Genomic DNA, 19,374 nt, shown 5'->3' on the forward strand with positions numbered 1-19,374 from the left:
GCATGAGGCTACCCTGTAACCAGCGCTTCTGGCAACATTAAGTCTCAAATTTTCAGCAGGTGGAATATGGCTCGCGCAAAACTGAAATTCCGACTTCATCGTGCAGTGATTGTATTGTTCTGTCTTGCGCTGCTCGTCGCCCTGATGCAGGGCGCATCCTGGTTTAGTCAAAGTCACCAGCAGCAGCGTAATCCGCAGCTCGAAGAGCTGGCCCGTACGCTGGCCCGCCAGGTGGCGCTAAATGTTGCTCCGCTAATGCGTACCGAAACGCCGGATGAAAAACGCATCAAAGCGGTACTCACACAGCTGACGGAAAGTAGCCGTATTCTGGACGCTGGCGTATACGATGAACAGGGAGACCTGATTACGCGCACCGGCGAGAGCGTCAACGTTCGTGACCGACTGGCGCTCGACGGCAAAAAAGCCGGGGGTTATTTTAACCAGCAGATTGTCGAACCCATTCAGGGGAAAAATGGTCCGCTGGGCTATTTGCGTCTGACGCTGGATACCCACACCCTCGCCACCGAGGCGAAGCAGGTAGATAACACCACCAATATCTTACGCCTGATGCTGCTGCTGGCGCTGGCGATTGGCGTCGTGCTCACCCGTACCTTATTGCAAGGCAAGCGTACCCGCTGGCAGCAATCCCCTTTCCTGTTGACCGCCAACAAACCGGTGCAGGAAGAAGACAACGAGAAAAAAGAGTAAAAGCAGTAAAAACTGTAAAACAGAAGGGAAATCAACCATGACTACACTACGCCTGCTTATCTCAGACTCTTATGATCCGTGGTTTAACCTCGCGGTCGAAGAGTGCATTTTTCGCCAGATGCCCGCCACGCAGCGCGTCCTGTTCTTGTGGCGTAACGCCGATACGGTGGTGATTGGCCGGGCGCAAAACCCGTGGAAAGAGTGTAATACCCACCGTATGGAGGAAGACAACGTGCGGCTCGCCCGCCGTAGCAGCGGCGGCGGCGCGGTGTTCCATGACTTAGGTAATACCTGCTTTACCTTTATGGCCGGTAAACCGGAGTACGACAAAACCATTTCCACCGCGATTGTCCTCAACGCATTGAATTCTCTGGGAGTGACGGCGGACGCCTCCGGGCGTAACGATCTGGTTGTGAAAACGCCAGACGGCGATCGCAAGGTTTCAGGCTCTGCTTATCGGGAAACGAAAGATCGCGGATTCCACCACGGCACGCTGCTGCTAAATGCCGATCTCAGCCGCCTGGCAAATTATCTCAATCCCGACAAAAAGAAACTCGCGGCAAAGGGGATCACCTCTGTCCGCTCACGGGTGGCGAATTTGACGGAGCTGTTACCGGGCATCACCCATGAACAGGTCTGTCAGGCCATCACGGAAGCCTTTTTTGCTCATTATGGCGAACGCGTTGAAGCGGAAGTGATCTCACCAGATAAAACGCCGGACCTGCCAAATTTTGCCGAAACCTTTGCCCGCCAGAGCAGTTGGGAATGGAATTTTGGTCAGGCACCTGCTTTCTCGCATCTGCTGGACGAGCGTTTCACCTGGGGTGGCGTTGAGCTGCATTTCGACGTCGAAAAAGGTCATATCACGCGCACACAGGTGTTTACCGACAGTCTCAATCCCGCGCCGTTAGAAGCGCTGGCGGAGCGGCTACAGGGCTGCCAGTATCGCGCCGATGTTTTACAGCAGACTTGCGAAGCGCTGGTTACGGAATATCCGGATCAGGAAAACGAGCTGCGTGAACTGGCAGCGTGGGTGGCGAAGGCCGTGCGTTAAGCGATTAGTGGCGAATTGCCGGATGGCGGCTGCGCCTTATCCGGCCTACAAGACCGCTCCTGTAGACCTGATAAGCGAAGCGCCATCAGGCATTAATAGCGGCATTCCCGTAGGCCCGGTAAGCGAAGCGCCACCGGGCCACAACAACCCTTACTCTTTATCGCCCAGCAGAACGGATTCCAGCGCGATTTTGATCATGTCGTTGAAGGTCGTCTGACGTTCAGCGGCAGTGGTCTGCTCGTGAGTACGGATATGGTCGGAAACGGTGCAGATGGTCAGCGCTTTTGCACCAAACTCCGCAGCAACACCGTAGATGCCCGCCGCTTCCATTTCCACGCCCAGCACGCCGTATTTTTCCATCACGTCGAACATTTCACCGTCTGGAGAGTAGAACAGGTCAGCAGAGAACAGGTTGCCCACGCGCGCGTCTACACCCAGTGCTTTTGCCGCATCAACCGCGTTACGCACCATGTCAAAGTCAGCGATAGCAGCGAAGTCATGATCTTTAAAACGGATACGGTTAACTTTGGAGTCGGTGCAAGCACCCATACCGATAACCACGTCACGCAGTTTAACGTCCATACGCACAGCGCCGCAGGAGCCTACGCGAATGATTTTCTTCACGCCGAAATCGGTGATCAGCTCTTTGGTGTAGATGGAGCAGGACGGGATACCCATACCGTGACCCATAACGGAGATCTTACGGCCTTTGTAAGTACCGGTGAAACCTAACATACCGCGAACGTTGTTCACTTCACGAACATCTTCGAGGAAAGTTTCAGCAATATGTTTTGCACGCAGCGGGTCGCCCGGCATCAATACGACGTCAGCGAAATCACCCATTTCTGCATTAATATGTGGAGTTGCCATTTTTTGTCCTTATTTCGTTGTTATTGCCTGATGGCGGCTACGCCTTATCAGGCCTACAAAACGTATGCAAAACAGTGAAATACCCTAAGGATTTCGCGTTGTAGGAAGGCGACGAATTCGTGAATCCCCGGGAGCATAGATTCACTATGTGACCGGGGTGAGCGAATGAAGTCAACGCATCTACAGCGCGAAAGACAACGGGTATTACAGCATGTTTTTACCGTAGTCCATCGGTGACGTACCAAAGTAGCTCGCCAGCGTCTGACCGATATCCGCGAAGGTTTCACGGTGACCTAAAGAACCTGGTTTCACTTTCGGGCCGTAGACCAGTACCGGGATGTGTTCACGGGTGTGGTCAGTGCCGGTCCAGCTTGGGTCGCAGCCGTGGTCAGCGGTTAGGATCAGAATGTCATCTTCACCCACCAGCTCCATCAGCTCAGGCAGACGGCGGTCGAACAGTTCCAGGCCAGCAGCATAACCGGCGATATCGCGACGATGTCCCCAGGAAGAGTCGAAATCAACGAAGTTGGTGAAGACGATGGTTTTATCACCTGCTTCTTTCATCTCTTTGATGGTGGCGTCGAACAGCGCGTCCAGACCGGTGGCTTTCACTTTTTTGGTGATGCCGCAGTTAGCGTAGATATCCGCGATTTTACCGACGGAAACCACGTGACCGTCTTTTTCGTCGACCAGTTTCTGCAGCACGGTCGGTGCTGGCGGCTCAACGGCCAGGTCGTGACGGTTACCGGTACGCTGGAAGTTACCGGCTTTATCACCGATAAACGGACGTGCGATAACACGACCGATGTTGTAACCACCTTCGGTCAGCTCTTCACGTGCGATTTCGCACAGCTCGTAGAGTTTATCCAGGCCAAACGTCTCTTCGTGGCAGGCAATCTGGAACACGGAGTCAGCGGAGGTATAGAAAATCGGCTTGCCGGTTTTCATATGCTCTTCACCCAGCTGATCCAGGATCACGGTACCGGAAGAGTGGCAGTTGCCGAGGTAGCCTGGCAGGTTGGCACGTTTTACCAGTTTATCCAGCAGTTCCTGCGGGAAACTGTTTTCATGATCGGAGAAATAACCCCAATCAAACAGAACCGGGACACCCGCGATTTCCCAGTGGCCAGACGGCGTGTCTTTCCCGGAAGAAAGTTCATGCGCCCATGCGTAGGCACCAATCACTTCCGCGTTACCGTCCATACCAGCAGCAATTTTACCGGTAGAACCTTCGTGAGCTTTCACCAGGCCCAGACGGGTCAGGTTAGGCAGATTCAGTGGACCTTTGCGACCATTGTCAGCCTCACCTTTCGCACAGGCTTCTGCAATGTGTCCCATAGTGTCTGAACCTACGTCGCCAAAGCGATCCGCATCTTCAGTCGCACCAATACCAAAGGAGTCCAGCACCATAATAAATGCACGTTTCATCTTGTTCTCCATACATCTGCGCCGCAAAAAAGCGATCAGATCAGTATACAGTTATTCGGTAATACGACGATAGACTGTCGGTGTAATTTCTGGCGCTTTATCGTCAAGGCTAATTGCCGCTTTGACCGCTTTCGCCGCTTCCTGCCAGCTGGCTTCGTCTTTCGCGTGGATCACCGCCAGCGGGCGTTGTCCGTCTACGCTGTCGCCCAGACGCGCCATATCGCTAAAGCCAACGCTGTAATCAATGGTGTCCGAAGCCTGACGACGACCGCCGCCCATGGAAACGACCGCCATCCCCAGCGCACGGGTATCCATCGCGCTGACAAAACCTTCGGTATCAGCATATACCGCTTTGCTGAGCATTGCCGTCGGCAGATACTTCGCATAATTTTCGACGAAATCGGTCGGGCCTTTTTGCGCCGCAACCATGCGACCAAAAATCTCTGCCGCTTTACCGTTGTCCAGCACCGCCTGCAATTTCGCACGGGCTTCGGCGTCATCTTTCGCCAGATTGCCGGAGATCAGCATTTCCACGCACAGCGCCATGGTGACGTCTAACAGACGTGGATTGCGGTATTCACCGGTCAGGAACTGCACCGCTTCGCGAACTTCGACCGCGTTACCTGCGCTGGAGGCCAGCACCTGATTCATATCGGTTAACAGCGCGGTGGTACGTACACCCGCACCGTTTGCCACACCGACAATCGCTTCAGCAAGAGCTTCAGAAAGCTCGTAGGTCGGCATAAAGGCGCCGCTGCCCACTTTCACATCCATCACTAGCGCATCCAGCCCTTCCGCCAGTTTTTTCGCCAGAATGGAACCGGTAATCAGCGGGATGGAATCCACCGTCGCGGTAATATCGCGGGTGGCATAAAAACGTTTATCCGCCGGTGCGAGCGAGCTGGTTTGCCCAATAATCGCCACACCCACGTCTTTAATAATTTCACGGAAGCGCGCGTCGTCCGGGAAGATGTCAAATCCAGGAATCGCTTCCAGTTTATCGAGCGTACCGCCGGTATGCCCCAGGCCACGCCCGGAGATCATCGGAATATAGCCGCCGCACGCTGCGACCATCGGGCCTAACATCAGTGACGTTACGTCACCTACACCGCCGGTAGAGTGTTTATCCACAATCGGGCCGTTCAGCTGCAGGCTTTTCCAGTCCAGCACGGTTCCTGAATCACGCATTGCCATGGTCAGCGAAACTCGCTCAGGCATTGTCATATCGTGGAAGAAAATGGTCATCGCCAGGGCGGCGATTTGCCCTTCAGAGATGGTGTTGTCGCGAATACCATTGATAAAGAAACGAATTTCTTCATCGCTCAGCGCATGACCATCACGTTTTTTACGAATAATTTCTTGTGCGAGAAACACGGTAACCCCCAGGGGAAAAGAGTAGAAGGCCGTTGTAGGCCGGGTAAGCAACGCGCCACCCGGCAGTCGTCTTAATGCCGGATGGCGGCTACGCCTTATCCGGCCTACGTCGCTACAGCTCCGGCAATATAAGGCTTAATAGCTGCTTGCGCTCTTGCCGTCGCCGTGACCCAGCGCTTTCAGCAGGCTCGCCAGCAGGCTGGATGCGCCAAAACGGTAGTGACGAGAATCAGCCCAGTCAGCGCCAAACAGTTCATCGGCAATCGCCAGGAACTGCTGTGCATCTTCTGCAGTGCGCACGCCACCAGCCGGTTTGAAACCTACAGTTTTAGAAACACCCATGTCGCGGATCACTTCCATCATGATGCGTGCGCTTTCCGGCGTCGCATTGACCGGCACTTTACCGGTAGAGGTTTTGATGAAATCAGCACCAGCTTTGATGGAGATTTCAGACGCTTTGCGAATCAGAGCTTCTTCTTTCAACTCACCGGTTTCGATGATGACTTTCAGCAGCACGTTTGCCGCCGCACACGCGTCTTTGCAGGCTTTAACCAGATCGAAACCAATCTGCTCGTTACCGGCGATCAGCGCACGGTACGGGAACACCACGTCAACTTCATCTGCGCCGTAAGCAATCGCCGCGCGGGTTTCAGCCAGCGCAATCTCGATGTCGTCGTTGCCATGCGGGAAGTTGGTTACGGTTGCAATGCGGATGTCCGGCGTGCCCTGCTCTTTCAGGGTCTTACGCGCAATAGGGATGAAACGCGGATAGATACAGATTGCGGCAGTGTTGCCAACCGGGGTCTTCGCCTGATGACACAACGCGATCACTTTTTCATTGGTGTCGTCGTCATTCAGGGTGGTCAGGTCCATCAGTTTCAGTGCACGCAGGCTGCTTGCTGTTAAATCGGTCATAACATTCTCCAACGGCATCGCCGTATAAAATTTCACCTTGCGAGTTTGTTAGTATTCTAACATCCGCTCGCTATTACACTTCGATATACATCACAGTTAATGAAAACCACATACAGATTTGCATTACTCTAATGAGATCTACTTCAAATAAATCATCTTTTCTAAAGGGATGCGGTGGCATCAGGCGCATCCGGATCAAAGGTTGCGGCGGCGTTGCTTTCTACAATGGCGTTACACCTTCGGGATAAAAAGGAATCAACGATGCCCACTTCAAGCGAACTCGCGCTGCAACAGCGTTGCCAACAAATCGTGACCAGTCCGGTGCTCAGCCCTGAGCAGAAACGCCATTTTCTGGCGCTGGAGGCTGAAAACGCGCTGCCTTACCCGCAACTGCCTGCACAGGCACGTCAGGCGCTGGATGATGGGGTAATCTGCGATATGTACGAAGGTCATGCCCCGTTCAAACCGCGCTATGTTTTACCCGATTACGCGCGTTTTCTGGCCAATGGCTCATCGTGGCTGGAGCTGGAAGGCGCCAGGGATCTTGATGACGCGTTGTCCTTACTCACTATTCTTTACCACCATGTTCCGTCAGTGACGTCGATGCCGGTTTATCTCGGCCAGCTCGATGCCTTGCTGCAACCGTATGTTATAATTCTAACACAAGACGAGATCGATATTCGAATAAAACGTTTCTGGCGTTATCTCGACAGAACCCTGCCAGACGCGTTTATGCATGCCAATATCGGCCCCGCCGATACACCAGTCACCCGTGCAATTTTACGCGCAGATGCAGAGTTAAAGCAGGTTTCGCCTAATCTGACATTCATTTATGACCCGCAAATCACACCTGACGATCTGCTGCTCAACGTGGCGCAAAATATCTGCGAGTGCAGTAAGCCGCATATTTCCAACGGCCCTGAAAATGATAAAATTTTCACAAAAGGTCAGTATGGCGTCGTCAGTTGTTACAACTCTTTGCCGCTCGCCGGGGGTGGAAGCACGCTGGTCAGGCTTAATCTGAAAGCCATCGCAGAGCGCAGCACCTCTGTCGATGACTTCTTTACTCGCACCCTACCGCACTACTGCCAGCAGCAAATCGCCATCATTGATTCACGATGTGAATTCCTCTATGAGAAATCACATTTCTTTGAGAATAGCTTCCTCGTGCAGGAAGGGTTGATTGATCCCGAACGTTTTGTGCCTATGTTCGGGATGTATGGTCTGGCGGAGGCGGTGAACCTGCTGTGCGATAAGGCGGGACAGAATGCGCGCTATGGGAAAGATGAGTTCGCCAATCAGCTCGGCTATCGTATTAGCGCCTACCTGGCGGAGTTTGTCGAAAATACCCCGGTGAAATATGGCTGGAAGCAGCGCGCGATGCTGCATGCACAGTCGGGGATCAGTTCTGACATCGGCACCACGCCAGGTGCACGCCTGCCTTACGGCGATGAGCCGGACCCGATCACCCATCTGCAAACCGTCGCGCCACATCACGCGTTTTATCACGCCGGGATCAGCGACATTCTCACGCTGGATGAAACCATCAAGCGTAATCCTCAGGCGCTGGTGCAGTTGTGCCTCGGGGCGTTTAAAGCCGGAATGCGCGAGTTTACCGCCAACGTGAGCGGCAACGATCTGGTCCGTGTCACCGGGTATATGGTGCGCCTGTCGGATCTGGAAAAGTATCGCGCCGAAGGGTCACGAACCAACACCACCTGGCTTGGCGAAGAAGCCGCGCGCAATACGCGCATTCTGGAACGACAACCTCGCGTGATTAGCCATGAACAGCAGATGCGCTTTAGTCAGTAGGCTGATTCCTTTCTCCTGCGTCGACGGGCCGGGCAGTCGCCTGGCTCTGTTTCTGCAAGGATGTAATCTGCGCTGTAAAAATTGCCACAATCCGTGGACGATGGGACGCTGCAACGACTGCGGGGAGTGTGTGCTGCATTGCCCGCATGAGGCGCTGAGCCTGAGCGCAGGGAAAGTGTGGTGGCAGTCCGATGTGTGTCAGCAGTGTGACACCTGCCTGCATATGTGCCCCCAGCAGGCCACGCCGATGGCGCAGAGTATGAGCGTTGATGAAGTGCTGCAACATATTCGCAAGGCAGTGCTGTTTATCGAAGGGATAACCGTTAGTGGCGGTGAAGCGACTACCCAGCTGCCGTTTATTGTGGCGCTATTTACCGCGATTAAAACCGATCCGCAGTTGCAACACCTGACCTGCATGGTCGACAGCAACGGCATGCTGAGCGAAACCGGCTGGCAGAAGCTGCTGCCGGTGTGCGACGGCGTAATGCTGGATTTAAAAGCTTGGGACAGCACGTGTCATCGGCAGCTTACCGGCCGCGATAACACGCTGATTAAGCAAAGCATTACCTTTTTGTCCGGGCAGAGAAAACTGGCGGAACTCCGCCTGCTGGTTATTCCTGGTCAGGAAGATTATCTACAGCATATCGATGCGCTGGCGGCGTTTATCAAACGCACCGGTGACGTACCGGTACGGCTGAATGCCTTTCATGCGCACGGGGTGTATGGCGAAGCGAAGGACTGGCCGAGCGCCACGCCGAAGGATGTGGAACACCTGGCGCAAAGATTGCGCGAGCGCAGGGTGGATAATTTGATCTTCCCGGCGCTGTACCTGTGATTGCCGGATGCGGCTACATCATTTGCAGGCCGGAGAAAACACAGCTGCCAACCGGCAAAAATATGCCTGATGCGCTTTGCTTATCAGGCCTACGAAGCGCACACTTTTGTAGGCCGGATAAGACGCAGCCGCGATCCGGCGAAGATATGCCTGATGCGCTTCGCTTATCAGGCATACGAAGCGCACACTTTTGTAGGCCGGATTAGGCGCAGCCGCCATCCGGCGAAGTTATGCCTGATGCGCTTTGCTTATCAGGCCTACGAAGCGGACACTTTTGTAGGCCGGATTAGGCGCAGCCGCCATCCGGCGAAGTTATGCCTGATGCGCTTCGCTTATCAGGCCTACGGAGCGCATACTTTTGTAGGCCGGATTAGGCGCAGCCGCCATCCGGCAAAGATATGCCTGATGCGCTTCGCTTATCTGGCCTACGAAGCGCACACTTTTGTAGGCCGGATTAGGCGCAGCTGCCATCCGACGAAGTTATGCCTGATGCGCTTCGCTTATCAGGCCTACGAAGCGCATACTTTTGTAGGCCGGATAAGGCGCAGCCGCCATCCGACGAAGTTATGCCTGATGCGCTTCGCTTATCAGGCCTACGAAGCGGACACTTTTGTCGGCTGGCTACGCCATCCAATCACATGTTAAACAGCGCCGTGGTATTACGATACAGCGCGTCAGCGATCACGTCCGCAGGTTCCGGGCGCAGTTCGCATAAGACGTCAAAGACTCTGACTACCTGCTCCGGGCGGTTAGGCTGCCCCTGAAAACCGTTGAGCGGCATATCCGGCGCGTCGGTTTCCAGCAACAGCGATTCCAGCGGCAGTTGCGCTATTACCTCGCGGGTTTTACTGGCGCGCGGATAGGTAATGGTGCCTCCCACGCCAATTTTGTATCCCAGTTGCACAAAGCGCTCTGCCTGCTGCACGCTCCCGGAAAAACCATGCACCACGCCAGTTCGCGGCAAAGCATGACGTTTCAGGTGCATCGCCAGCTTGTCATGGGTGCGCCGCGAATGCAGGATCACCGGCAATTCATACCGCTTCGCCAGCTTTAGCTGCGCTTCCAGCACCCGCTCTTGCTTATCGAATTGCGGATCGTCCCGATACAGATCCAATCCAATCTCGCCTACCGCCACCAGCTTTTGTGGGCGCTTATCCAGCTCCTGTTGCAACTGGTCCAGGCAGTCATCGCTATGTTTTTCAATAACAATGGGATGCAGACCAAGCGCGGCAAACAATGGAGGATAATTTTCCGCTAACGCCAGTACGCGGGGAAAATTCGCCGCCTGGGTGGCCGGAACGATAATGCTCTGTACACCAACCTCCGCCGCGCGCTGAATGCTGGCAGATTCATCGCCGGTAAACGGCGGGAAATCAAAGTGACAATGCGTATCGATAAAACGATAACTCACGCCAAATCCTCATTATCAAACGTCGTGTCGTTCGCCTGAGGCGCATCGGTCACCACTGGCACATGGGCATCGTTGGCCACCGGCGCGGGAGGAACTACCACCGGCCCCGGCACCACAATCTTCGGCGTCTGACGAGGCAGCGGCGCATTTTTCGCCAGCAGTTTGCCGACTGTCGCCAGAAAGTAACGACCGCACAGGCGTCCGGTTTTGTAATCTTCCCTCAGCGCCGGAATACGGCTGCCCAACGCCATGCTATGGAGTGGTTTTGGCGGATAGATCTCAAAAATACGCAGCTTGCCCGGCGGCTTCTCAATAAAACTCTGGATAGCACGATAGCTGGTCTCATGATGCTGCACCAGATTCAGAAACGGTTGCAGGCTACTTTCACCCAACCAGCGCTCCATACGTTTGAACCACTGCGGGGTGTAATACATTTGCGAAGGCACAGTGCGAATCACTACCAACGTTTTTGCCCCCTGCTTCGCTGCCTCCTGCACAGGTATGGCATCACTAACTCCTCCATCCAGATAGTTCACGCCGTCCAATACAACCCCTGTGCGGTAGAACCCGGGAATCGCGCTGGAGGCTCGAATGAGGTCGAGCCAGTTTTGCCGGTTCGGCGAAAAATAGCCGGGCGTGTAATCATCGCCCCGACAGGCGCACATATAAAACGCTTTCCCTGCGGCAAACAGACGCTCGGCGTTATCCATTGCCAGCGGCATCTGGGACGCAGTCGAATCCACCAGCCAGTCGAGATCGATTAAGTTTCCCCCGCGCACAAAGCGCACCGGGTCAAAAAATTCGCGTCGGGTAGTGTATCGCATAATAACTTTGCGGCCGTAACCGGGCTGGTTACAGAGATAGGCTGAAAGGTTTTGCGCGCCAGCGGACGTCCCGTAGAAGAGCTCAAAAGGATTAAACTGCGCGCGCATGAATTCATCCAGTACGCCAGCGGTAAAGATACCTCTTTGTCCCCCACCCTCGCACACCAGCGCCATATTGCCTGGTTGAAACGGACGTAACGATAACGGCGCAATATTACCGAGCGTGACGGGTATTCTCTGCCCCACCTCTGCCTTCCTGTTGTTTTTGTAATAGAGCAACAAAGTAACGCAAATTGCCTGACGCTAAAACCGTAAAAGCCAGTCCAATGGACTGGCTTAGTAGCAATTTTTCTTTACGGCTATGGGCTAGGGTCGTTTACGCCCGGTAAACAGGCTGACCAGAAACAGAATGATCCCCACCACGAAAACAATTTTCGCTGCGCCGGCTGCAGTACCCGCCAGTCCACCAAAACCGAGTGCGGCGGCAATTAACGCGATAACCAGAAATATGATGCCCCATCGAAACATATGCTTCTCCTTTACCATAGTTAATTTCACCGCTTGATATGAGCGCTCAGGCTGCCCATCGGCGATATTTTCAGTGTGGTGCACAACACGCCTCCCGACAAACGTCAGAAGGACGAATTAAGTCTAATTACTGAGTTTTGAGATCGTTTTTGACGCTTTTCACGCCATCAATCGCTTTGGCGATGCTCTCAGCACGATCGCTTTGAGCCTGTGAATCGACGGTGCCTGAAAGTTGCACTACGCCCTCGGTGGTCTCAACTTTCACCTTGCGGGAAGGGACGATATCATCGGCCAGCAGCTTGGCTTTTACCTCACTGGTGATTGCCGTATCGCCCGCATAGCCTTTAACGGAGGTGTCTTTACTATCACGCACATGCAGTTTGTCGCTAACGGAGGTCACGCCCTCAACGCCTTTCGCCACTTTCACCGCTTCTTCGGCCTGTGCCTGGCTTTCAACAAACCCGCTTAGTGTCACCACCTTTTGGTCTGTTTTGACGGAAATATCGGTGCTCTTAATGCTTTCGTGGTCCACCAGCGCGGCTTTTACTTTCGCGGTGATGGTGCTGTCATCCATGAAATTACCGACTTTGTTCATAGAGCTATCGACTTTCTGCCCCGCACTTTCGACGCCGGATTGCGCTTTATCCATCGTGGCGTTTTCTGCATAAGCAGAACCCGTTGCAACAGCGGAGGTCAGCATCACGGCCAGCAGCGTTTTAGAAATCTTAAGTCCTGTCATTGTCATCGATGTATTCCTGTATGTTTTGCTAAAAGCTATGCTCTGCCGTTACACGGCCTGAACCAGCAACTAATCTTGTAAGTGGAATAAATATCAGCAATAGACGCTGCAACAGGCAGCCTAAAAAGCATTTAACGCCGATATTTATGTCATCACATTGTTAAATATAGTTCACGATTTCGTGATCGCAGTCAGAATTGATTAAAAAACAGGCAAACAAAAGAAAAACGCGAGGTTTTAAGAACATTCCGCAAGGGATTTAAAAGACAGGAAAAGTTGCAGGACACGGCGGATACCGTGCCCTGGAAGGTCGATTAGTGTTCGCGTGTTTTACGGAACTGAACGTCCGGGTAACGTTCCTGAGTGAGATTCAGGTTAACCATGGTTGGTGCGATATAGGTGAGGTTATCGCCGCCATCCAGCGCTAGCTGAATTTCGTTCTTACGCTTAAATTCTTCGAATTTCTTCACGTCAGAACATTCTACCCAGCGCGCAGTCGCCACGTTGACAGATTCATAAATCGCTTCAACGTTGTACTCGCTCTTCAGACGTGAAACCACCACGTCAAACTGCAGCACACCGACAGCGCCCACGATCAAATCGTTATTGGCGATCGGACGGAATACCTGCACTGCGCCCTCTTCTGACAGCTGAACCAGCCCTTTCAGCAGCTGTTTCTGCTTCAATGGATCCTTCAGGCGAATACGACGGAACAGCTCCGGTGCGAAGTTCGGAATACCGGTGAACTTCATCATTTCGCCCTGTGTAAAGGTATCGCCGATCTGGATAGTGCCGTGGTTATGCAGACCGAGAATATCGCCCGGATACGCTTCTTCCACATGAGAACGGTCACCGGCCATAAAGGTGAGTGCGTCGGAGATCACCACGTCTTTACCAATGCGCACCTGGCGCATTTTCATGCCTTTCTCATACTTGCCGGATACCACACGCATGAACGCCACGCGGTCACGGTGTTTCGGGTCCATGTTGGCCTGAATTTTAAACACGAAACCGGTGAACTTCTCTTCTGAGGCTTCAACGACGCGGGTGTCGGTTTTACGCGGCATCGGCGCAGGCGCCCACTCCACTAAGCCGTCCAGCATATGGTCAACGCCGAAGTTACCCAGCGCGGTACCGAAGAAGACCGGGGTGATTTCTCCCGCGAGGAACAGCTCATGGTCGAACTCGTTGGACGCGCCCTGCACCAGCTCCAGCTCGTCGCGCAGCTGCTGCGCCAGGTCTTCACCCACGGCAGCATCAAGTTCCGGGTTGTTCAGACCTTTAACAACACGCACTTCCTGAATGGTGTGTCCTTTACCGGTCTGATACAGGTAAGTTTCATCTTTATAAAGGTGATAGACACCTTTGAACAACTTACCGCAGCCAATCGGCCAGGTGATTGGCGCACAGCCGATTTTCAGTTCGTTCTCGACTTCATCCAGCAGCTCCATCGGATCGCGGATGTCACGGTCGAGTTTGTTCATAAAGGTCAGGATCGGCGTATCGCGCAGACGGGTAACTTCCATCAGCTTACGGGTACGATCCTCGACGCCTTTTGCGGCATCGATAACCATCAGGCAGCAGTCCACCGCCGTCAGAGTACGATAGGTATCTTCGGAGAAGTCTTCGTGCCCCGGGGTGTCCAGCAGGTTCACCAGGCAGTCATGATACGGAAACTGCATCACAGAGGTGGTAATGGAGATACCACGCTGCTTTTCCATTTCCATCCAGTCAGATTTTGCATGCTGGCTGGAGCCACGGCCTTTTACCGTACCGGCGGTCTGAATGGCCTGTCCGAATAACAGTACCTTTTCAGTAATTGTCGTTTTACCGGCATCCGGGTGAGAAATAATGGCAAAAGTGCGGCGTTTGGCCACCTCTTGCAAATAAGGAGACAACGTCATAGTCAAATCTTCTTAGGTAAGCACGGCAACGGGCCGGGCAAGTTGAATACGAAAAATTGCGGCTATTTTACCCATCAACGGGGGGGAGGCAATCAGTGTTTACACAGGAGCTGCTCCAGTTCGCTTAATGACGCTACGGTCCAGGTCGGCTGAATGCCCGCTGGCTGCTCGCGGTGGTGCGTATTTAGCCAGCAGGTGGATAGCCCGGCGTTAATGCCGCCAAGAATATCGGACTCTGCGGTGTCACCCACCATCAGCACGCGAGAACGGTCAGGATTACCCGCCTGCTCCAGCGCATGGTCAAAAATACGGGGGTCGGGTTTTGCCACCCCAACCTGCTCAGAAATCACCAGCAGGTCGAAATAGTCGCGCAGCCCCGTCCGCTCAAGGCGGATTTGCTGCAACGCGGTAAAGCCGTTAGTAATGATGCCGATTTTCGTTTTATCGCGAATCGCATTGAGCAGAGAAACTGCCCCCGGCAACGGTGAGCAGATCTCCGCCATCGCATTGATGAATGCGTCATTAAGCTGGCCCGGTTCAACCTTCAGGCGTTCGGCCCAGCTCTGAAAGCGGGCATGCTGCAGTTGTAATGAGGTAATCGCGCCGTTTTGGTAATCCACCCACAGCGGTTTATTCACGGCCTGGTAGTCCTGAAAATCTTCAGCGGTAAAGGTAATGCTATAGTCGAGAAACATCCGCTGTAAGCCGGTAAACGAGTCAAACGTAAACAGCGTTTCGTCGGCATCAAAGAAAATCCAGTCCCACTTCTTCATCATTACACCTTATCTTACATGCTGATTGGCAACGCCATGATGATGGCGTCTTCGTGACCATCGGCCGTTGGATAGTAGTTGCGACGGATCGTCGCCTCGTTAAAGCCTAAGCTTTCGTACAGCGCGATAGCGGCCGCATTCGAGGCGCGCACTTCAAGCCACAGGGTCAAAATGCCACGCTTTTCCAGCTCATCGATCAGGTGCTCCAGCAGCTCACGCCCCAGGCCCCGGCGCTGAAAGTCAGGATCGACGGCGATATTGAACAACGTCGCTTCATCCAGTACGACCTGCGTAATTGCAAAGGCGGCCATCACGTCGTCAACCCTCAACTGAAAATTGAGGTAGCGATCGCCCTGGTTGCTGGCAAATGTTTTTTCACTCCACGGAAAAGCGTGGGCGCGTTTTTCAATCTGAAATGCTGCGGGTAAATCAGTCGGCTCGAGGGAAGAAATCGTGTTCATATGCGCAGATTTGTTGCCATAACGCGGCGCGTGCCGCTGGGTTTTCCCGTAATTCATTAAACGCAGGACTCTCGACCTGAGCGCCCTCCAGCAGCAGCGGCTCTTCGGTTCCCAGCCGCCAGCTATTACAGCGACTGCCTTGCGGCAGCATGGCGACACGGTCAGGCGTCAGTTGTAAAACCTGATCCGGGCTAACGGTTAATGCGCGTAAAATATCGCTGATCAACGGTTCGGTTAGCGCGGGTAACTGTGCAGCAACCATCACCAAACGGACATGCGCAGGAATGGAAATCGCGATCTCGCCCTGCAGTGCGCCAGGACGACGCAACGACCACTGCGTAATGCCCAGTTGCTGTAACTGCCAGTCTCGTCGGGATGTCATAGCGAAACACTCCTGTCTATCAGGGGCGCAAATATAGCAAATTTGTCGAATCCGTGCCATCAAACAACTATAATCCCCCGCTGTACAATTTAAGGAGCATTCCATGTCTGCTTTTACCCCGGCAAGTGAAGTCTTGCTGCGCCACAGTGATGATTTCGAACAAAGCCGTATTCTGTTTGCCGGTGATTTGCAGGATGACCTGCCTGCCCATTTTGAAAGCGCCGCAAGCCGTGCGCACACCCAGCAACTTCACCACTGGCAGGTGCTTAACCGCCAGATGGGCGACAACGTCCGCTTCAGCCTCGTCGCGCAGGCCGATGACGTTGCCGATAGCGATACGCTGATCTACTACTGGCCGAAGAATAAGCCGGAAGCCCAGTTCCAGTTGATGAACATTCTGTCGCTGTTACCGGTGGGCACCGATATTTTTGTTGTCGGCGAGAATCGCAGCGGCGTACGTAGCGCAGAGCAGATGCTTGCCGAATACGCACCGTTAAACAAAGTCGACAGCGCACGTCGCTGTGGCCTGTACCACGGTCGTCTGGAAAAACAGCCGGTCTTTGATGCAGAAAAATACTGGGATGAATACCAGACAGAAAATCTGACCATCAAAACGCTGCCGGGCGTCTTCAGCCGTGACGGTCTGGATGTTGGCAGCCAACTGCTGCTCTCCACGCTGACGCCGCACACCAAAGGCAAAGTGCTGGATGTCGGCTGTGGCGCAGGCGTTCTCTCCGTCGCCTTAGCCAGCCACTCGCCGAAAGTGCGCTTAACCCTGTGCGATGTTAGCGCCGCCGCCGTTGAAGCCAGCCGCGCAACGCTTGCAGCCAACGGCATTGAAGGTGACGTCATCGCCAGTAACGTCTTTTCTGACGTAACGGGTCGTTTTGATATGATCATCTCCAACCCGCCGTTCCACGACGGTATGCAGACCAGCCTTGATGCTGCACAAACGCTGATTCGTGGCGCAGTGCGTCATCTCAACAGCGGTGGTGAACTGCGTATTGTGGCGAACGCCTTCCTGCCTTATCCGAAGGTACTGGATGAAGTGTTTGGCTTCCATGAAGTTATCGCGCAGACCGGACGTTTCAAGGTCTATCGCACAGTGATGACGCGCCAGGCGAAAAAAGCCTAACGGCTGTAGGTCAGATAAGGCGTTTACGCCGCCATTCGGCGTGACACCGAGCAACGCCGGATGGCGCTATCGCTTATCCGGCCTGCATAAAACGCCAAAAACCGAAGAAACGCCTTTTTTTTCGGCAATCACGTTAAGTTCGAAAATTAACTGTTGACGCCCTGCATAAAATCTCTAGAATTCGCCCCCGTGGTAACGATACTTTTTGAGTGTCGATGGTATGCGAAGGTGGCGGAATTGGTAGACGCGCTAGCTTCAGGTGTTAGTGTCCTTTCGGACGTGGGGGTTCAAGTCCCCCCCCTCGCACCATAATCCACGTTGATATTGCTCGCACTGGGCGAAGGTGGCGGAATTGGTAGACGCGCTAGCTTCAGGTGTTAGTGTCCTTAGGATGTGGGGGTTCGAGTCCCCCCCCTCGCACCAACGAGGCGATATCAAAAAAATAAGATGACTGTGCGAAGGTGGCGGAATTGGTAGACGCGCTAGCTTCAGGTGTTAGTGTCCTTAGGATGTGGGGGTTCGAGTCCCCCCCCTCGCACCAATTATCTTATTTCCCTCTCGATTTCCTTCTCTGTTTTGTTCATCCCTGATTCCAGTTCATCATTACCAAAACAATGCCGCCAATCAGTGCCGCGCATGAAGGTAACAAAACAAAGTGCCGTAAACGTTTGTGGTACAGCATGAGCGAAGTCAGCAGTAATCCTAATACAATCATCACCTTCCATACGTAGACCGACAGGTCGCTATATGCCATCCCGGCAATCAGCATTCCCGGCAGCAGAACCCCCCATCCACTGCCCAGCGTACGTTGCAACATGATTTCACCTATGACATTGATAATGATAACCAATATCATATGATAAAATTTCTCATTTGTCAGCCGTGAAGCACTATCAATTATATGAGTTTTACTTAACGATTGATGACATGAATAATCCAAGGTGATAAATTGCTCAGCGGTTTGCTCTTCAACTAAAAACAATAAAAACCTCTGCGAATGATACCCCGTTCGTTATTTGTTTTATTTACCAACACACCTTCGTACATTGCAGATAACTAACAATATTTACCTATGACAGTACAATCCTGGCGAACTCTGCGCACAAAAAAATACCAACTCTCTTTACGACTGTTTCTGCTGCTCAACGCAGTCTCCGCGCTGTTTACGCTTTTTTTCCCACTGTTTGCGGTCAAAGCCTTATCAGTACCGGCGTTGCTGATACTGGTGATGAGTACACTGCTGCTGGTATGGCATGGGAAATACGCGGATAAAAGAATTAATCTCCCTTTTATTTCAATCGTTTTTGGCTTGTTATGGGCGTTACATATATTCTTGAAATATAACGCTCTAGGTCAGAATGATTATTATTTCCTGTTAATAGCGCTGCTCAGCGTACTGTTTATTGGCTCTATCGCTTTTGCCAATAATATCATCGCGTTTACGCTCCACTCACTCCCCTCCGTCGCCGTTTGTTTATGGCTTAACGGCAGCGAACATGGTTTGCGGATTTTCTATTTTATGGCGCTGCCTATGGCCGGTATCGCCATCCAGCATGTGATACAAAAGCGCTACGATGGATTCGCTCAGCAACTGATGTACAAACTGCTGGAGGAAAGGGAAACCCTGAACGGGCTCAGCATGCTCGACCCGCTAACCGGTTTGTATAATCGCCGGGGGCTGCAACACCGGCTCGATACGCTGTTGGCTCTGAGTAATTCGAGGCACTTCGTTCTGCTGCTGGATATCGACCATTTCAAATCCTATAACGATCATTACGGACATATGATGGGCGACCAGGCGTTGATCCGTGTTTCTGCCGCCATCCGAGACTCCGTACGCTCCCGGGACGTGGTGGCGCGTTTTGGCGGTGAAGAGTTTATGATTTTGCTGACCGCGGTCGATCCACAGCAGGCCCAGGCTGCCGCCGAACGTATCCGCCAGAAAGTGTACGACCTTAAAATCCCTCACATGTTTAATGAGAGCGTGGCAACCAACGTAACCGTCAGTATCGGCATTGCACCTCTGGTAGAACAGGATATTGATGCTGCTATCGCCAAAGCGGATAAAGCCCTTTACGAGGCCAAGAATCTTGGGCGTAACAATACCCTGGTCAGCGATGAGCTGCGGGTAAACTGCCCTTCTACCTGAGCTTTCTGTGCACTGCCGCTCGGGATGGCGACAAAGATCTTGCCATCGCTTAATGTCAATTATAGGATTAGC

Annotated in this window: 20 protein-coding genes and 3 tRNA genes; 10 read left to right on the forward strand and 13 right to left on the reverse strand. The window is 53.2% G+C overall.

What is annotated here, in order from left to right:
* Window positions 1-66 precede the first annotated feature (66 nt).
* Both C2U43_RS22175 and lplA read left to right on the forward strand, forming a co-directional pair.
* On the forward strand, window positions 67-708 hold the full coding sequence (locus C2U43_RS22175) for a YtjB family periplasmic protein (protein WP_003829948.1): 642 nt from the start codon (window positions 67-69) through the stop codon (window positions 706-708).
* 37 nt (window positions 709-745) lie between these two features.
* Window positions 746-1,762 (forward strand): lipoate--protein ligase LplA, encoded by a 1,017-nt coding sequence (lplA, locus tag C2U43_RS22180; protein WP_103285792.1) that lies wholly within the window; start codon window positions 746-748, stop codon window positions 1,760-1,762.
* Window positions 1,763-1,912: 150 nt separating this feature from the next.
* On the opposite strand, the gene deoD is transcribed toward lplA, so the two are convergent.
* From deoD to deoC, 4 genes are all read right to left on the reverse strand, one after another.
* Window positions 1,913-2,632, reverse strand: a complete 720-nt coding sequence (gene deoD, locus C2U43_RS22185; protein WP_000224864.1) for a purine-nucleoside phosphorylase — start codon at window positions 2,630-2,632, stop codon at window positions 1,913-1,915.
* Window positions 2,633-2,836: 204 nt separating this feature from the next.
* On the reverse strand, window positions 2,837-4,060 hold the full coding sequence (deoB, locus tag C2U43_RS22190; RefSeq protein WP_003019037.1) for a phosphopentomutase: 1,224 nt from the start codon (window positions 4,058-4,060) through the stop codon (window positions 2,837-2,839).
* Between the two features lie 51 nt (window positions 4,061-4,111).
* Window positions 4,112-5,434, reverse strand: a complete 1,323-nt coding sequence (deoA, locus tag C2U43_RS22195; protein ID WP_016151609.1) for a thymidine phosphorylase — start codon at window positions 5,432-5,434, stop codon at window positions 4,112-4,114.
* A gap of 135 nt (window positions 5,435-5,569) precedes the next feature.
* Complete coding sequence (deoC, locus tag C2U43_RS22200) at window positions 5,570-6,349, reverse strand: deoxyribose-phosphate aldolase (RefSeq protein WP_003019042.1); 780 nt, start codon at window positions 6,347-6,349, stop codon at window positions 5,570-5,572.
* 261 nt (window positions 6,350-6,610) lie between these two features.
* On the opposite strand from deoC, the gene C2U43_RS22205 reads away from it, so the two are divergent.
* The 3 genes from C2U43_RS22205 to C2U43_RS29465 all read left to right on the forward strand — a co-directional run bounded on the left by C2U43_RS22205 (window position 6,611) and on the right by C2U43_RS29465 (window position 9,641).
* The gene (locus tag C2U43_RS22205) at window positions 6,611-8,161 is read left to right on the forward strand and encodes a YjjI family glycine radical enzyme (RefSeq protein WP_103285793.1); all 1,551 of its coding nucleotides are present in this window, start codon (window positions 6,611-6,613) and stop codon (window positions 8,159-8,161) included.
* Window positions 8,133-8,996: a YjjW family glycine radical enzyme activase gene (locus tag C2U43_RS22210; RefSeq protein ID WP_103285794.1), complete on the forward strand. Its 864-nt coding sequence runs from the start codon at window positions 8,133-8,135 to the stop codon at window positions 8,994-8,996. Before C2U43_RS22205 ends, C2U43_RS22210 begins: the two co-directional genes overlap by 29 nt.
* A 69-nt stretch (window positions 8,997-9,065) precedes the next feature.
* Entirely contained in the window at window positions 9,066-9,641 is a 576-nt protein-coding gene (locus C2U43_RS29465) for a hypothetical protein (RefSeq protein WP_158654563.1), read from the forward strand.
* Here C2U43_RS29465 and C2U43_RS22220 read toward each other — a convergent pair.
* The 8 genes from C2U43_RS22220 to holD form a co-directional block, all read right to left on the reverse strand.
* A complete protein-coding gene (locus C2U43_RS22220) occupies window positions 9,631-10,407 on the reverse strand; it encodes a metal-dependent hydrolase (RefSeq protein WP_103285796.1) in 777 nt (258 codons plus the stop codon). The two genes, C2U43_RS29465 and C2U43_RS22220, sit on opposite strands and share 11 nt — an antisense overlap.
* A complete protein-coding gene (locus C2U43_RS22225) occupies window positions 10,404-11,477 on the reverse strand; it encodes a patatin-like phospholipase family protein (protein ID WP_008786128.1) in 1,074 nt (357 codons plus the stop codon). Before C2U43_RS22225 ends, C2U43_RS22220 begins: the two co-directional genes overlap by 4 nt.
* 120 nt (window positions 11,478-11,597) lie before the next feature.
* Window positions 11,598-11,759, reverse strand: a complete 162-nt coding sequence (locus C2U43_RS22230; RefSeq protein WP_003019081.1) for a DUF1328 domain-containing protein — start codon at window positions 11,757-11,759, stop codon at window positions 11,598-11,600.
* A 127-nt stretch (window positions 11,760-11,886) separates the two neighbouring features.
* Window positions 11,887-12,504 carry a molecular chaperone OsmY gene (osmY, locus tag C2U43_RS22235; protein ID WP_032942312.1) on the reverse strand — a complete coding sequence of 206 codons (618 nt, stop codon included), beginning with the start codon at window positions 12,502-12,504 and terminating at the stop codon, window positions 11,887-11,889.
* A gap of 308 nt (window positions 12,505-12,812) precedes the next feature.
* Window positions 12,813-14,402 carry a peptide chain release factor 3 gene (gene prfC / locus C2U43_RS22240; RefSeq protein WP_003829982.1) on the reverse strand — a complete coding sequence of 530 codons (1,590 nt, stop codon included), beginning with the start codon at window positions 14,400-14,402 and terminating at the stop codon, window positions 12,813-12,815.
* A 92-nt stretch (window positions 14,403-14,494) separates the two neighbouring features.
* Window positions 14,495-15,175, reverse strand: coding sequence for a pyrimidine 5'-nucleotidase (gene yjjG / locus C2U43_RS22245; protein ID WP_008786125.1), 681 nt, complete (start codon window positions 15,173-15,175; stop codon window positions 14,495-14,497).
* Between the two features lie 14 nt (window positions 15,176-15,189).
* Window positions 15,190-15,636, reverse strand: a complete 447-nt coding sequence (gene rimI, locus C2U43_RS22250; RefSeq protein WP_003829985.1) for a ribosomal protein S18-alanine N-acetyltransferase — start codon at window positions 15,634-15,636, stop codon at window positions 15,190-15,192.
* Window positions 15,605-16,018, reverse strand: coding sequence for a DNA polymerase III subunit psi (holD, locus tag C2U43_RS22255; protein ID WP_003829988.1), 414 nt, complete (start codon window positions 16,016-16,018; stop codon window positions 15,605-15,607). Before holD ends, rimI begins: the two co-directional genes overlap by 32 nt.
* 103 nt (window positions 16,019-16,121) lie before the next feature.
* Between holD and rsmC the strand changes: the two genes are divergently transcribed.
* The 4 genes from rsmC (at window position 16,122) to C2U43_RS22275 (ending at window position 17,694) form a co-directional block, all read left to right on the forward strand.
* A complete protein-coding gene (rsmC, locus tag C2U43_RS22260) occupies window positions 16,122-17,153 on the forward strand; it encodes a 16S rRNA (guanine(1207)-N(2))-methyltransferase RsmC (protein WP_008786123.1) in 1,032 nt (343 codons plus the stop codon).
* Between the two features lie 222 nt (window positions 17,154-17,375).
* Window positions 17,376-17,462 (forward strand) — tRNA-Leu (locus C2U43_RS22265).
* Window positions 17,463-17,490: 28 nt separating this feature from the next.
* A tRNA-Leu gene (locus tag C2U43_RS22270) sits at window positions 17,491-17,576 on the forward strand.
* Between the two features lie 32 nt (window positions 17,577-17,608).
* Window positions 17,609-17,694 (forward strand) — tRNA-Leu (locus tag C2U43_RS22275).
* A 39-nt stretch (window positions 17,695-17,733) separates the two neighbouring features.
* Here C2U43_RS22275 and C2U43_RS22280 read toward each other — a convergent pair.
* Window positions 17,734-17,970 carry a DUF1435 domain-containing protein gene (locus C2U43_RS22280; protein ID WP_003019100.1) on the reverse strand — a complete coding sequence of 79 codons (237 nt, stop codon included), beginning with the start codon at window positions 17,968-17,970 and terminating at the stop codon, window positions 17,734-17,736.
* A gap of 255 nt (window positions 17,971-18,225) precedes the next feature.
* Between C2U43_RS22280 and C2U43_RS22285 the strand changes: the two genes are divergently transcribed.
* Complete coding sequence (locus C2U43_RS22285) at window positions 18,226-19,302, forward strand: GGDEF domain-containing protein (RefSeq protein WP_103285797.1); 1,077 nt, start codon at window positions 18,226-18,228, stop codon at window positions 19,300-19,302.
* Window positions 19,303-19,374: the final 72 nt, after the last annotated feature.

Origin of the sequence: Citrobacter freundii complex sp. CFNIH9, from assembly GCF_002903305.1 — a bacterium.
Classification (GTDB): domain Bacteria; phylum Pseudomonadota; class Gammaproteobacteria; order Enterobacterales; family Enterobacteriaceae; genus Citrobacter; species Citrobacter portucalensis.

Excerpts from the sequence above, each read along its gene's own strand:
- C2U43_RS22280 (WP_003019100.1), bottom strand. The coding sequence starts at position 17,970 with ATGTTGCAACGTACGCTGGGCAGTGGATGGGGGGTTCTGCTGCCGGGA.
- C2U43_RS22230 (WP_003019081.1), bottom strand. The coding sequence starts at position 11,759 with ATGTTTCGATGGGGCATCATATTTCTGGTTATCGCGTTAATTGCCGCC.
- deoB (WP_003019037.1), bottom strand. The coding sequence starts at position 4,060 with ATGAAACGTGCATTTATTATGGTGCTGGACTCCTTTGGTATTGGTGCG.
- deoC (WP_003019042.1), bottom strand. The coding sequence starts at position 6,349 with ATGACCGATTTAACAGCAAGCAGCCTGCGTGCACTGAAACTGATGGAC.
- lplA (WP_103285792.1), top strand. The coding sequence starts at position 746 with ATGACTACACTACGCCTGCTTATCTCAGACTCTTATGATCCGTGGTTT.
- C2U43_RS29465 (WP_158654563.1), top strand. The coding sequence starts at position 9,066 with ATGCGCTTTGCTTATCAGGCCTACGAAGCGCACACTTTTGTAGGCCGG.
- rsmC (WP_008786123.1), top strand. The coding sequence starts at position 16,122 with ATGTCTGCTTTTACCCCGGCAAGTGAAGTCTTGCTGCGCCACAGTGAT.
- rimI (WP_003829985.1), bottom strand. The coding sequence starts at position 15,636 with ATGAACACGATTTCTTCCCTCGAGCCGACTGATTTACCCGCAGCATTT.
- osmY (WP_032942312.1), bottom strand. The coding sequence starts at position 12,504 with ATGACAATGACAGGACTTAAGATTTCTAAAACGCTGCTGGCCGTGATG.
- deoD (WP_000224864.1), bottom strand. The coding sequence starts at position 2,632 with ATGGCAACTCCACATATTAATGCAGAAATGGGTGATTTCGCTGACGTC.
- C2U43_RS22175 (WP_003829948.1), top strand. The coding sequence starts at position 67 with ATGGCTCGCGCAAAACTGAAATTCCGACTTCATCGTGCAGTGATTGTA.
- C2U43_RS22205 (WP_103285793.1), top strand. The coding sequence starts at position 6,611 with ATGCCCACTTCAAGCGAACTCGCGCTGCAACAGCGTTGCCAACAAATC.
- C2U43_RS22285 (WP_103285797.1), top strand. The coding sequence starts at position 18,226 with ATGACAGTACAATCCTGGCGAACTCTGCGCACAAAAAAATACCAACTC.
- C2U43_RS22210 (WP_103285794.1), top strand. The coding sequence starts at position 8,133 with ATGAACAGCAGATGCGCTTTAGTCAGTAGGCTGATTCCTTTCTCCTGC.
- holD (WP_003829988.1), bottom strand. The coding sequence starts at position 16,018 with ATGACATCCCGACGAGACTGGCAGTTACAGCAACTGGGCATTACGCAG.
- yjjG (WP_008786125.1), bottom strand. The coding sequence starts at position 15,175 with ATGAAGAAGTGGGACTGGATTTTCTTTGATGCCGACGAAACGCTGTTT.
- prfC (WP_003829982.1), bottom strand. The coding sequence starts at position 14,402 with ATGACGTTGTCTCCTTATTTGCAAGAGGTGGCCAAACGCCGCACTTTT.